This is a genomic window from Micromonospora sp. MH99 (genome assembly GCF_021442385.1).
Classification (GTDB): Bacteria; Actinomycetota; Actinomycetes; order Mycobacteriales; family Micromonosporaceae; genus Micromonospora.
In genome coordinates, this window is sequence record NZ_MUZA01000049.1 from 37969 (window position 1) to 50821 (window position 12853).

At 68.4% G+C, this 12853-nt stretch carries 14 protein-coding genes and 2 pseudogenes; 9 read left to right on the plus strand and 7 right to left on the minus strand.

Annotated elements, in window-relative coordinates; all coding sequences use genetic code 11:
- The 5 genes and pseudogenes from B0E54_RS22745 (at window position 1) to B0E54_RS22765 (ending at window position 4236) form a co-directional block, all read left to right on the plus strand.
- Entirely contained in the window at window positions 1–528 is a 528-nt protein-coding gene (locus tag B0E54_RS22745) for a carboxymuconolactone decarboxylase family protein (RefSeq protein ID WP_234587908.1), read from the plus strand.
- 301 nt (window positions 529–829) lie between these two features.
- Complete coding sequence (locus B0E54_RS22750) at window positions 830–967, plus strand: hypothetical protein (RefSeq protein WP_234587910.1); 138 nt, start codon at window positions 830–832, stop codon at window positions 965–967.
- A pseudogene (locus B0E54_RS22755) lies at window positions 916–1195 on the plus strand (zinc-binding dehydrogenase); the annotation flags it as partial. The gene B0E54_RS22750 and the pseudogene B0E54_RS22755, both read left to right, overlap by 52 nt.
- 222 nt (window positions 1196–1417) lie before the next feature.
- Window positions 1418–1825 carry a nitroreductase family deazaflavin-dependent oxidoreductase gene (locus tag B0E54_RS22760; protein ID WP_234587914.1) on the plus strand — a complete coding sequence of 136 codons (408 nt, stop codon included), beginning with the start codon at window positions 1418–1420 and terminating at the stop codon, window positions 1823–1825.
- Between the two features lie 401 nt (window positions 1826–2226).
- The gene (locus tag B0E54_RS22765; protein ID WP_234587915.1) at window positions 2227–4236 is read left to right on the plus strand and encodes a hypothetical protein; all 2010 of its coding nucleotides are present in this window, start codon (window positions 2227–2229) and stop codon (window positions 4234–4236) included.
- 78 nt (window positions 4237–4314) lie between these two features.
- Here the strand turns inward: B0E54_RS22765 and B0E54_RS22770 are convergent, their stop codons facing one another.
- From B0E54_RS22770 to B0E54_RS22790, 5 genes are all read right to left on the minus strand, one after another.
- The gene (locus B0E54_RS22770; protein WP_234587916.1) at window positions 4315–5130 is read right to left on the minus strand and encodes an NAD(P)-dependent oxidoreductase; all 816 of its coding nucleotides are present in this window, start codon (window positions 5128–5130) and stop codon (window positions 4315–4317) included.
- A 14-nt stretch (window positions 5131–5144) separates the two neighbouring features.
- Entirely contained in the window at window positions 5145–5549 is a 405-nt protein-coding gene (locus B0E54_RS22775; RefSeq protein ID WP_234587917.1) for a cupin domain-containing protein, read from the minus strand.
- Window positions 5550–5590: 41 nt separating this feature from the next.
- On the minus strand, window positions 5591–6994 hold the full coding sequence (locus B0E54_RS22780; RefSeq protein WP_234587918.1) for a PLP-dependent aminotransferase family protein: 1404 nt from the start codon (window positions 6992–6994) through the stop codon (window positions 5591–5593).
- 101 nt (window positions 6995–7095) lie between these two features.
- A complete protein-coding gene (sigJ, locus tag B0E54_RS22785; protein WP_234587919.1) occupies window positions 7096–8010 on the minus strand; it encodes an RNA polymerase sigma factor SigJ in 915 nt (304 codons plus the stop codon).
- Between the two features lie 117 nt (window positions 8011–8127).
- Window positions 8128–8490 (minus strand): hypothetical protein, encoded by a 363-nt coding sequence (locus tag B0E54_RS22790; protein ID WP_234587920.1) that lies wholly within the window; start codon window positions 8488–8490, stop codon window positions 8128–8130.
- Between the two features lie 474 nt (window positions 8491–8964).
- Here B0E54_RS22790 and B0E54_RS22795 point away from each other — a divergent pair, with 474 nt between their 5' ends.
- The 3 genes from B0E54_RS22795 (at window position 8965) to B0E54_RS22805 (ending at window position 10382) form a co-directional block, all read left to right on the plus strand.
- A complete protein-coding gene (locus B0E54_RS22795; RefSeq protein ID WP_234587921.1) occupies window positions 8965–9627 on the plus strand; it encodes an SDR family oxidoreductase in 663 nt (220 codons plus the stop codon).
- Window positions 9624–10121: a hypothetical protein gene (locus B0E54_RS22800; protein WP_234587922.1), complete on the plus strand. Its 498-nt coding sequence runs from the start codon at window positions 9624–9626 to the stop codon at window positions 10119–10121. The genes B0E54_RS22795 and B0E54_RS22800 overlap by 4 nt, the downstream gene beginning before the upstream one ends.
- Before the next feature lie 114 nt (window positions 10122–10235).
- A complete protein-coding gene (locus B0E54_RS22805) occupies window positions 10236–10382 on the plus strand; it encodes a low temperature requirement protein A (protein WP_234587923.1) in 147 nt (48 codons plus the stop codon).
- A 235-nt stretch (window positions 10383–10617) separates the two neighbouring features.
- On the opposite strand, the gene B0E54_RS22810 is transcribed toward B0E54_RS22805, so the two are convergent.
- Window positions 10618–11079, minus strand: coding sequence for a hypothetical protein (locus B0E54_RS22810; protein WP_234587924.1), 462 nt, complete (start codon window positions 11077–11079; stop codon window positions 10618–10620).
- Between the two features lie 110 nt (window positions 11080–11189).
- On the opposite strand from B0E54_RS22810, the pseudogene B0E54_RS32510 reads away from it, so the two are divergent.
- Window positions 11190–11716 (plus strand): annotated as a pseudogene (locus B0E54_RS32510) (IS3 family transposase); the annotation flags it as partial.
- Between the two features lie 221 nt (window positions 11717–11937).
- On the opposite strand, the gene B0E54_RS22820 reads toward B0E54_RS32510, so the two are convergent.
- On the minus strand, window positions 11938–12372 hold the full coding sequence (locus B0E54_RS22820; protein ID WP_234587926.1) for a hypothetical protein: 435 nt from the start codon (window positions 12370–12372) through the stop codon (window positions 11938–11940).
- Between the last annotated feature and the right edge of the window lie 481 nt (window positions 12373–12853).

Genomic DNA, 12853 nt, shown 5'->3' on the forward strand with positions numbered 1-12853 from the left:
GTGGACGCTGCCGACGCCCCAGTGGCGGTTCGCGAGGCGTTGCAGGCCGCGCGTCCCCTGAAGTTCTTCCGCATGATGGCGAACGCCGAGACGGCGTTTCCGGACTGGATGCGCTGGGGAGGCACGTTGCTCAAGGACTTGGCCCTCGACCCGCTGCTCCGCGAGATCGCGATCCTGCGAGTTGCCCAGCTGAGCGACGTCAGGTACGAGTGGGTTCAACACGAGCCGATCGCCCGCTCCGTCGGTGCCACAGACGAGATGATCCACGCGCTCGGACGCGACGAGATCGAGGCCGACTGTTTCTCGACAAACCAACGGCTTGTCCTGCGTTTCACGACCGAAGTCGTCCGCGACGTCCGTCCCTCCGACGACACCGCCGCCGCCGTGACAGGGCGATTCTCCCCACGCGAAGTGGTCGAACTCCTGATGGTGATCGGGCAATACATGATGATCGCCCGGGTCGCCGCGACAACGGACCTGGAGCTCGACGAGCCGATGGGCGCCGGCGTCTACGGCACCGCCGGCTGATGGCGCAGGCTCCCTAGCCTGCTCGGACGGGAGCGGCGGCGGGAACGCGGCAGCCCTATCGTCCCTCAGCGGCGACGAGTCCCGGCAACTGGCGAGGAGCATTGATGCCCACAGGGAACAGGACCGCCCGGAGGTCGTCGTCGGACTGGTGGCGACCCCGCCGGACCACCCGGCCCGGGTGGCCTCGGCTCACCGCCGAGTTGGCCGGCCGGCTAGCCGAGCGGGTGGACGCGGACGTGCGGTGGACCGTCCGGGAAGGCTGGGGTGCGGTAGCCCGCGCCGCGACGGTGGCGTTGAGGCGATGATCGAGGATCTTGCCCAACGGCGTGCCGACGGCCAGTGGGACGTCGCGATCTGTCTGACCGACCTGCCGCTGCACGCCGACCGGGCGCCGTTGGCGACCTGGTCCGTCTGGTCGCGAGCCCGGACAGGGTGGTGAGCATCGCCGACATCAACGCCCCGGCGTACGGTGTGCACCTGTCGCGCGGCTCTGGTCCCGGAGCGGACACACCGGCACTCGAAGGAATCGCCGCCGCCGGTGACCTCGCCGAGCGGGGCCGTTTCACGGTGCCGGTCGCTGCCGTGTTCGCCCTGCAAGAGGCGGCCGCCGCCCACGAAGTTGAGTGAGTCCCGCCACGCGCGGGGAAAGATCGTGCTGACGCCGTAGCGTACCCACCGGCCGTGAACGCGGATCAATGGCAATTCCGATTGGGCGCTCGACGTCGCTCTCGACGGTCGTCGTTCCCCAGCTCCGGGGCCGTTCAGTTGCTGTCGCCCCGGGCCCCTGCGCCAGGAATGCGATCGCGGGTGCGTGGGCGCAGTGTCATGCCCCGGCTGAGACTGTCAGAATCCTCTGTGAGGAGCCGGTTCGCGGAGGTGTGGAGAAGGTATGAGTGACTGGAACGACAAGATCATTGTTGAGTTTCGCGCTAACGGCGGGCAGGTGGGCGGTCAGTTCGCTGGAGCGCCGCTGTTGCTGTTGCACACGGTTGGCGCCAAGAGCGGCGAGCCGCGCGTGCACCCGATGATGTACCAGACGGTGGACGGCGGCTACGCCGTGTTCGCGTCCAAGGGCGGTGCGCCCACCAATCCCGACTGGTACCACAACCTGCTCGCTCACCCGCAGGTCAGAGCGGAGATCGGTACGGACAAGGTCGAGTTGGTCGCCAGAGTTGCCGCCGGGGACGAGCGGGATCGGATCTGGAGCGCGCAGAAGGCCGCGTATCCAGGCTTCGCCGACTACGAGCGGAAGACCAGCCGCCAGATCCCAGTCGTCGTACTGGAACCCGCGCCTTAGGCCGAGGCGGCCCAACCTCCGGTGACGGCGTACGGGCGGCCGGACCACGGTTTGTCGCGTTCGGGCGGGGTACACCGCCGCGAGTGGCGAGCAGCCCTGGCCGGGTCACCCGGCTTGGTCATCGAAATGCTCCGGAGGGGCCGATGTCGCGTGCGTCAGCGCCGTCAGGCGGGCTGGAGATGTCCGACGGCGTGGTGGAGTTGCGTGTCCATGGGGCTGCCAATGCAAACGCCGGCCAGGTTCTGGGCGTTTCGGACGTCGAGCAGGTCGCCGGCGACCATAGCGGCGGTTTTTACCGACCCCGTCGGCACTGTTCGTGCAGCAGTGGCGAACGGGTGACGTTGGAGGCGTACCGCTGGGCTGATCTGCCCTCCGGAACCGTGGTCCGCACACTCTCGCTGGTGTTCCTACTGCCGTTCATGCTGGCCAACCTGTCGATTTGGATGCGACCGGCGAACCCTGGCTCGGATGCGACAGTCAGATCCCTGTGCCGGCTACTCGCGCTCACTTTCACCGCGCTGTATGTTCTCGCCTTCGCCGGCGTCATGCTGGACCTGATCGCGTGGAAGTGCATGGGGTCGGCACACTGCCTGGCCGGGCGCACCTGGTTGTCCTGGTTGGGTGGGCAGCCGGTGGGCCTGCGCCTCGCGGTGCTCGCTGTGGTTCCGGCCACCGCCATCGGTTTGCTCTGGCGGGCCAGCACGCGGCCAGGGAAAATGTTCGACGCGTTCCGCGCTCCCGCGGGTGAGGTCTCCGAGCATCGGCTCAGCGGGATCGGTCAATGGGATGCCGGTCCGCTGGTGGGTCGGCTGCGCTCGATTCACGTCGCGGCGGCGTTCGCGACACTGGACGTCACTCTGCTCGCGGCCCGTGCCGCAACCGGCGCCTCGGCGAGCACTATCGCGCTGGCCGTGGCCGCCGGGACCGTGCTGGCCACGTGCGTGGTTCTGCTCTGCATTCCTGCGTTGATCGACCGGGCCGCCTCGAATCAGCGGTGGGACCGGATCACGCGCACGGTGCGGACGGTCGCCGTGGCTCTGACCATTGTGGTGACGGCCCACGTCCTGGATAGCCCGGAACCGTGGCACGAGGGAGGTGGGCTACCCGGCTACGGCGCCATTCTCACCTCGCTGTTCGTCGTGCAGACGACCCTGCTGGCCATCCTCGGGGCTGTGTTGCTCTGGGGTCGGGTCCGGCGGCGGGACGCCATTCCGCTGTTCGGTCTGGGCGCACTGGTGATCGCGGCCAGCGCGGTAAGTGTGGCGGTGGCGGTGTCCGCCGAGCTGGTCTACCGGGTGGCGGATTTCCTGGACCGCGACGCCCCGACCGGAGAGGGCCTCGCCTCCGGTCTGCCACCGGCACTCACCTGGGCGATCTTCGGCTTTTTCCGGACAGTGCTGTTCACGCTGGTGGTAGCGGTTCCGGTAATCCTCATCTCTCGACGCCGCCGGCTCCGTGCCGCGGCGGCGATTGTCGCCTGCGACTACCCGGGCCGCCCGCCCGGAGCGGCGACCCGACTGCGGCAGGTGCGCAAGGCGATAGCCAGGGCTCGCTTCACGGAGAGGCTGATCCCGTTGGCGGTGGTCTACGCCTGCCTGGCCGGGGTCGGCACTGCCACCACCACCCTCGGTCTGCTGGAGTTGCTTCCGAGCGAATCGGTGCAGCGGTACGCACGGCTGCCCGGCGACCTGATCACCTTCTCAATCGCATTCGGGAGCTGGGGGATCGCCGCGATCATCCTCGGCCTGACCGTCGGCGGAATCTTCGCCTACCGGACAGTCGAATTCAGGCGCCATGTTGGTGTCCTGTGGGACCTGGGCACGTTCTGGCCCCGGGCGGCCCACCCGTTCGCGCCACCCTGCTACGCCGAACGAGCCGTGCCGGAGCTGACCCGACGAATCACGTACCTGGTCGGACGCGGCAACCTCGTGCTGCTCACCGCGCACAGCCACGGTTCGGTTCTGGCGGCCGCGACAGTGCTCCAGTTACCGCCTCAGGTCAGCAGCCACGTCGCCCTCCTCACCCACGGGTCACCACTGAGCCGGCTCTACGCGCGACTGTTTCCCGCCTTCGTCGACGACGAGGTGCTGCACGAGATCGGCGCTCGCGTCCAGTGGCGGTGGGTGAACCTGTGGCGCGATACCGACTCGGTTGGCGGCTGGATATTCAGCGCCCACCGGACAGTCGCGCCGGTCACCGTCGGCCAGCCGGCGGCAACCGTGGACCGCCGGCTCCGAGACCCCGCCGATGTGGTGCCGCTACCCGGCGACAGTGTTCCGCCGCCGATCCAGGGACATCGGCCCAGCGGATCGGACCTGCGGTACGCCGAGGCCGCCCGCGAGTTGATCGAGCGTCTTCGCCAGCCGATGGGCTCCGGGTCGCGTCCGGGGGACCCGCCGACCGGGCAGTGACGGACCCGGGGGAGTGGCCGCGCCGAGGTCCTTGTTCATGAACACGACGACCACCTTCGCGCCGTCGGTCGAGGTCGCTCACAGGGTGGCGAATCCCTGCCGCCAGGACGGATAGGTCGGGGTCCAGCCGAACTGTGTGCGGACGTGGTGGTTGCTCGCTCCCCGCGCCCAGCCATGCCGCTCGCCGCCGGTCACCGCTGGTGACGGCACATCGACCGCCGCGCAGAACGCGGGCACCCACTGCGAGGCTGCGGCTGGCTCGTCGTCGCAGACGTTGACCACGCCGGCGGGCCACTCCAGGGCGGCGACCGCGGCGGCGACGGCGTCGTCGATGTGCAGCAGGCTGCTCACGTCCGCGTCGGCGGGGACCTTGCCGGCGGCGGCGAACTGCGCCATCAGACCGTCCCGGGCGTACCAGGTGTCGGGTCCGTAGAGGGTGCCGTACCTCAGCACGACGCCCTCGGGCGCCTCCTGAACGGCGGCTTCGAGCGCGGCGGCACCGGCCACACTGGTCTGTCGTGGCTCTGCGGCGTCGAGGTCGAGTGGGGTTTCCTCGGTCGCGGGCTCGGTGCCCGGTTCGTACGCCCAGGCGATGCTCTGTGCCACGATCCGGCGTACCCCGGCGGCGAGCGCCGCGTCGACCAGGTTGCGGGTCCCGGTCCGCCGGAGTCGCGAATTGGCGGCGAAGTCGCCAGTGCTCAGGTTGGTCAGCTGGTGCATCACCACGTCAGGTCGGGCGTCGCGAACGGCGGCCGCCACCGCGTCCCGGTCGAGCACGTCGACGGCGACCGGGCCGTTGCGGGCCAACCCGATGACCTCATGGCCCTGGGCGGTCAGGATCGGCTCGAGTCGGCGGCCGATGACGCCTGTCGAACCGGCGAGAACAATACGCATGATGTGCCTCTCCGTCAGTTCGGCCGGGATGAGCGGCGGTCCTGACGCTGTTCGAGCTCCTCGGAGCTCACCAGCACCAGCATTTCCTGGCCGGGCGCGCACACCATCACGACCAGGAATTTGCTCACCCGATCGGGCAGGTTGTTGGCGGACCGGTAGTGGATGACGTCGCCGCCGGGTTCCCAGAACGCCTCACCGGCCTTGATCACCCGTTCGGCCTCGCCCTCCAGCTCGAAGATCATTTCGCCCTCGAGCATGTAGCCGAAAACCGGGCCGGAGTGCCGGTGCGGCGGTGTGCCCGGGTCGCCCGGTGGCAGTTCGATCGTCGCTGTCATCACATGCGAGCCCTCCGGCAGTTCCGCCGGCATGGCCGTGCCCAGCAGCACGACCTCGTTGTTCCCGATCTTCATGGTCTGCATGAATCGAACGTATCCCCGACCGGACCAGCAGACTGGACCAGTTAACGGCCAGCCTGGTGGACCAGTTCGCACAGCCCGGACAGCGCCTCCTGCCAGGCATGAGCCGGTGGCGCCGCGTACCCGAGGACCACTGCCGCCTTCTGCCGCTGATCCGTCGGATCGTGCCAGTAGCCGTTGCTGTGCAGGCCGATCAGATGCAGCCCTCGGCGGCGGCCGGCCTGGATCAGCCAGCGCTCCTGGGCCACCGACGCCAGCGGCAGCAGTGCGTGCATGCCGGCCGCGATGCCCTCCAGTGGGGTCGCGGTCACCTCGGCCAAGCGCTCGGCCAGGTCGGTCCGGCGGCGCCGGTAGGTCAGGCGCATGCGGCGGATGTGGCGGTCGTAGTCGCCGCGCGTGAGTAGGTCGGCCATGGCGAGCTGGTCGATCGCGGACACCGCGGCACCGGCCTCCAGGATCGTCGTCGTCAGTTCGCGACGCAGAGGCTCGGGTACGACGAGCCAGCCCAGGCGTACGCCCGGCGCCAGCGACTTGCTCGTGCTGCCGGCGTACACGATCCGCTCTGGCGCCAACGCCTGCATTGAGCCCACCGGCCGCTGGTCGTAGCGGAACTCTCCGTCGTAGTCGTCCTCGATCAGGAGCGCGTCGCGCTCCCGTGCCCAGGCGATGAGCCGGTAACGGTGACCTGGTGCGAGCACCACGCCAGTCGGATGCTGGTGCGCCGGGGTGAGCAGCGCGGCCTGACCTGCCGCGTCATCGGGGTTGGCGCCGCCGGCGCCGACAGTGAGCGGGGTGACCGTCAGGCCCGCGGCGCGCAACACCGAGCGGTGCGGGGCCAAGCCGGGGTTCTCGGTGGCGATGGCGCGTGCGCCGCGCCGATGCAGCGTCCGTGCGAGCAGGGAGAGGCCCTGGGTGAAACCCGCCGTGATCACCACCGCGTCCGGGTGGCAGAGAACTCCACGGGTACGCGCGAGATAGCCAGCTACCGCCACCCGCAACCCGGGCAGTCCCGTCGGGTCGGGGTAGTCCAGCGTGCCCCGCGAAGCTGTTGTCAGCGCCCGGCGGACGCTGTCGGCCCAGGCCGTTCGAGGGAACGAGCCGAGATCGGGAATCCCCGGCCGCAGCTCGATCATCGGGCCGGCCGGGGCCGGGGCCGACGGCGGCGGCTGCCGGCGCGAGCCGGGCGGGTCATGGTGCACGTCCGCGACCCGGGTGCCCGAGCCGGGTGCTGTCAGCAGCCACCCTTCGGCCACCAGCTGCGCGTACGCCTGCACCACCGTGCCCCGGGCCAGGCCCAGGTCGCCGGCCAGGCTCCGGCTTCCAGGTAGACGCGACCCGGCCCGCAGCCGACCGGTCCGAATACTCTCCCGTAGTGCGCCCTCCAGCGAACGACCCGGGGAACCCGCACCCCGATCGAACTCCAGGTGGAGGTCAAGCGACTTCGACACGAAGCAACGATCTCACCCGTACGCGCCGCGCCGGCACGTTCGGCGACGAGCCACGCGCCGGTGCCCGACCTCGACGTACGCGACTTCGGCGAAGCACGGGATCACCAGGTGGCGCAGGGTCGATCGGGCGGCGGTTGGCGCTGGAACTGGGCCAGTTTCTGTGGGTTGAGGATGATGAGTAGTCGTTCGATTCCGGCGGGGGACGCCTCGATGCTGACCAACGCAACCGCCGTCCCGGGTCGTGCGGCGAGGATCGCGGCTCGGCCGTTGGATTCGACGATCTCCAGTGAGACACCGTTGCCGAACTTTCGCATCAGTCCCAGGACGTAACGCGCGACGGCGCCACGCCCGACGATGGGCACCCGGGCGGCCCGAACGATGCCGCCGCCATCGGCGTAGGAGGTTGCTGTCTCGGCGAGCAGTTCCTCGAGCCGGGTCAGCTCACCGGAGCGGGCGGCGGCGAGAACGGCATGCAGCAGGCGGTTGTGGTCGGCGCGCGCGACCGGAGCGCGCCGCTGCTGGACCAAGTGCGTGCGGGCGCGTCGACCGAGTTGCCGCGCGTACGCCTCGCTGATGTCGAGCACCTCGCCGATGTGCCGGAACGGGTAGTCGAACGCCTCGCGCAGCACATACACGGCTCGCTCGGCCGGGGTGAGCCGTTCCAACAGCAGCAGCACCGCGAGTTCGAGCGACTCGGTGCGCTCGGCCTGCAGCGTCGGGTCGGCGGCGGTGTCGACGGGCTCGGGTAGCCACGGTCCGGGATACAGCTCGCGTCGGGCGTGAGCCGACGTCGCAGCGTTCAGAGCGAGCCGAGAGGTCGTCGTGACGAGGAACCCGATCGGGTCCCGTACCTGGCTGCGATCGGTTTGCTGCCACCGAAGCCAGGCTTCCTGCACGACATCCTCGGCCTCCGCGACACTTCCGAGCATCCGGTACGCAATGCCGAAGAGCCGCGGACGGACCGCGCCGAAGACCTCTAACGCACCGACCAGCGTCCAGTCTGTCTCTCGCCCCACCACGACCGCCCGCCCTCGTCACTTCTATCCCTGATCATGCAGGTGACCTCGAACTGATCCCGCCATCGCTGCTGCCCGTCGGGCACCGGCGCGTACGGATACCCCTGCGCCGCCGTACTACAGCACCGGCGCAGCACGCCAGGGCCCCCACCGCTGAGGCGGAGGGTCCGCGACATGGGGGCGACCCGTTGGATCGGCGGTCTGGCCACCGGCTCGAGGCGGCGACGATTCGAGCAGACCGATACAGATCCGAACGAGCGTGCCGACGAGCCAGGTGAAAGGGCTCTCGATGCGGTCCTGCTGGATCGCCGGCATCGTGTACCAGCCGGTATACGTCTCTATCACCACCTGTTCGGCGACGCCGACCGAACCGACCAGGTGGTACGCGAGGTTCTTGAGGAGACGCCGTTCGGCGACGACGACGCAGAACGCATTAGGTAGCACGTCTGACTGAAATGGGCGGCGAGTTTCGGAAACCACTGGTTCCTCCAAGAGGTTGACGCGCAAGGTTCGGTGACGGGCCGAGTGCGCTCTGCCGGCTCGTTTCACCAGTACGGACCAGGCAGGTCTCCGATTCGTGACAGGTGGCTCAGCGGCCAGCTCCGCTGTCACGAATCAGGCGGCCGTTCGGTCCAGTACGCAGATGCCACGGTGGTTCGTTTCGGAGGGGAGCACGCATGAAGAGAAGCGCTGCGGCGCGCGTGACCGGCGAATCGGACCACACGGAAAAGGTCTGGTTTCTGGCCCTTCAGGGCTTTCCACCCAGTTTTACCCCCCCAATCGGAGAGGCAGAACCACAGTGACAGAACAGCGCGGCGTTGCGGGGCACGCGAATCGGGAGGCAGTTCAGTGCGCATCGCGGTAGCCGGGGGGACCGGCTGGGTCGGACGTCTCGTCGTCAACGCCGTACGGGCTGCCGGCCACGAGCCGGTCGTGCTGGCCCGCTCCACAGGTGTGGACCTGATCCGCGGTTCCGGGCTGGACGAGGCGCTGACCGGCGTGCCGGTCATGATCGACGTCAGCAACATGTCGACGATCAACCGGAAGAAGTCGGAGAACTTCTTTGGCACGGCGACAGGTAACCTGCTCGCCGCAGGCCAGCGCGGCGGGGTGCGGCACCACGTGGCGCTGTCGGTTGTCGGCGCCGACCGGGTGAATTGGGGCTACTACGCGGGCAAACGACGCCAGGAGGCGCTCGTCCTGGACGGTGCGGTACCCGCGACGGTGCTCCGCTCGACGCAGTTCTACGAGTTGGCCGCGCAGATGATCGCCACCATTCCCGGCCCGATCGCAGTGGTGCCCCAGATGCTCATTCAGCCGATCGCGGCCCACGAAGTCGCCAACTGTCTCGTCGAACTCGCCCTAGCAGACCCGGCCGGCCGGGCGCCCGACATCGCCGGTCCACAACAGCTGCGCATGTCGGACATGGTCCGCGGCCTGCTCCGCGCCCGCGGAAGCCACCGCCTTGTCCTGCCCGTCCGCCTTCCGGGAGCGACCGGTCGCGCCATGGCCGGACACGGCCTGCTGCCCACCGGCCCCGGTCCCCGGGGCACACAAACCTTCGACCAGTGGCTAGCCAGCCCGGCGGCGCAGAACACCAACGGGCGGACCCAATGAACGAAGGCCAGTCACCCATCCCCGCCGCACCGCGGGCAACGTCACCTGACGGACGAGAGTCCGCGCTGACCGCGCTGATCCGGATCGCCCTCGCCGTCCTCTTTCTCGACGAACTCGTTGTCGGTTTCTGGAACCAGGTCTTCCCCGAAAGCTTCTACAACCACTTCCCGACCGTCACTCTCACCCCGCCCTTCAGCGAGCACTACGCGCGAGACTTCGGCGGCGCCAGCCTCGGCCTGGCCGTCGTCCTCGGCATAGCGCTCGTCGCACCTCGAGCCGCATTCACCATCCCCGCGGCGGCGGCCTTCTCCACCTTCGCCATACCCCACTTCTTCTTCCACCTGACCCATCTCCATCACGCCAGCCACGGCGAGGCGGTGTACCTCACGACGGCCAATGCCGTCGTCGCCCTGCTCGGCCTCCTCGTCATCGCGCTGACGCTCATCCGTGACGCCAGACATCGCTCAACTCAGGGCGACGCCGCCAGCGGATAACCACAGCTGACTGGACGACGCGGTCGGCTGCGACGGGCCGTCCGGCGTCGAGCACGGGATTCTGCCGACAAGCGGAGCTTGGCGCGCTCCGAATTCCACCGTCAGGACAGCACAATGGAACAGGTGATGGGGGACGAGCAACCAGGCGGGTTACTCAGGGCGCCCCGGGAACGACATCCGGTAGCGCTCCTGGAGCTGTTCTTCGACCTGGCATTCGTCTTCGCCCTCACCCAACTGTCCGGAAGCTGGTCGATGATCTGACCTGGACAGGGGCCTACCAGACCGGCGTGCTGCTCCTCGCGAGGTCGTGGGTCTGGACCCTGATGGCGTGGCTGACCAACCGGCTGGACCCTCACCGCCAGACAGTTCGCGATCTGACCTCCGGCACCGTCCAGTTGCATCGCACCGGAACACGCAAATCCGGTATCCAGCGCCGGCCGATCATGACCTTCGCTGGATACCGGATCTACTTAGCGTCGCTAGACTTGCGCAAGCCTCAGAGTTGCCCTGAGTAGCATCGGCGGTGGGGCAACGGGTCGTGTCGCCCTCGGACACAAACCATTGCCCCACGGTGCGCGCTGAGGTCGATTCCAGCGCGCACCGTTTGCGTTTCAGGCTGGTAGTTCAGCCGGAGATCGAGTTGCTGGTAGACCTCGGCTTTGTCGGCGGGGTGCGCGTCGCGCAGCACGGTGGCGATGTCCCCTAGGGCGTGAACCAGCGCGGTGATCTCTGCCTGGGTCATCCGGCGTGGTGCGGCCGACTCCGGTGGGTGCAGATCGGTTTCGGCCCGTGCCCGTTCAGCCTGCGTCTGAGCGATCCAGCTGGCGACGACCGAGGGATCCGCTCCGGCGTCGAGGGCTGCCCGGTTGCGCTCAAGTTTCGCGTCGCACTCGGCGATGGTTGCGCGAGCGGCGGCAATGGCGGGGGAGGGCTGGTTCCCCGACTGGGCGTTGACCATCGCGGTGATCGTCTTCTCAAGGCGGTCGGGATCAAACGCGGTAGCGAGCCGGGCGTCCAGGGGGTTGGTGAGGGCGTCCTCACGGAGGTTGACGTTGCGGGGATGCTCAACTTCGTTGGGTCGCCGACTTGACCTACGTGTGCACCAGTGTGGGCTGGGTGTACGCCGCGTTCGTCCTCGACGTGTTCTCCCGCATGATCGTCGGCTGGCAGGTCTCCACGTCGCACTAACCGGATCTGGCTTTCGACGCGTTGAAGATGGCTATCTGGCGGGCCGCGAGAGTCAGGGAGCTGTCCTGCGTAGACTCGTCCACCACTCGGACCGAGGAGTCCAGTATCGAGCGATCCGCTACACCCAACGGCTCGCCGAGGCCGGCGCCGTCCGCCTCGGTCGGGTCCAAGGGCGACTCCTATGACAACGCGGTGGCCGAGGCGTTCAACTCGCTCTACAAGACCGAACTCGTCCGCACCCAAGGTCCCTGGCGCGGCCTCGACGACCTGGAGATGGCCACCGTCGAGTACATCGACTGGTACAACGACCGCGGCTACACGGCGAACTCGCACACATCCCACCCGCCGAACACGAGGCCCTACACGCGATGACCCAACCGGTCACCGCACCCCTGAAAACCAGCTAACCAACTCTCCAGCAAACCCGGGGCTTGACAGGTCAGATAGGTCGCCCGGTCTCGGCTGCGTTCCCTTAACTGTAGCGGGAGCGTCTGGCAACCAATGATCCGTTGCCTTGTGGCGGCGCAGCAGCGGATAGCAGGCGGCGATTTGCCGGCGGTAATCAGTTAGCCACAACGGGCCGCCGGACTGCCGGCGGCCCGTTCCGCTTCAGGACCGGTGCGCGGGGTCAGCCCTCCCAGGTGACGGGGGCGGTGTAGCAGCGCTGCCAGCCGGACGAGGTCGATCCGTTGTAGTACAGGTCTACGCAGACCCGCCCCTGGGCGCCGTCGGCGCTGGTGTATCCCGCCCAGTTGTCCCACCACAACCCGATTCCTGTCCCGGCCTTGGTCAGAGCGCCTTCGCAGGTGAAGGTGTTGCGAGGGCCCTCCCACGTCGAGGTCGAGTTCCAGTACTGCAGGATCAGCCAGCCTGTGATCTTGCAGCCGGTGGCGGACGTCGCGTTGGCGCCGAACATGACGTTCGTGCTGAGGGAGGCGTGGTCGTCGTAGAGAGAGACTCTCGTGGCGAGGCTGATCATGGTCGGCCCGTTTATTGTGCCGCCCGCCAGGTACTGGTCCTCGCGAGACTGGGCGAGCGCCGGGGCGTTCTGGGTCAGGATCACTGACCCAGCGACGAGGACGGCAACGGCGGTCCTGGCAAACCACGTTTTAAGCATACGAAGGCCTCTCCGGGTGACGGATCGGGCGGATGACACTGATCAACCTAGCCGCTCGGGCTCCCGGCGATCCGTCCACGAGGGAGCACAGCGAGTGAACTTCAGGTAGCCGGTGAGTACCAGGAGTGGCGTGGAGCTGATGGCTCGCCCGCCGGGTAGCCATCGGCGCACCGGCCGACGAGCGATCAGCAAGAGCCGCTTCCACCACGCGTGGGTGTGCACCCGGCGGACCTCGGTCAGCGGATCCACGCTGGAGGTGAAGCGTCGCGGTGAGCTTGCTGGGAGTCCCCGCGGCTCCGTCGTTTGAGACGCCGATTCCACGGGCAACGCCGTGACTAGGCCCTTCAGGCTGGTGACCTCTTCGGCGACAGCGAAGTGCACATCGTGTGCTGATCTACGCGGGGCTCGGCTCGACAGGGCTGGCCCC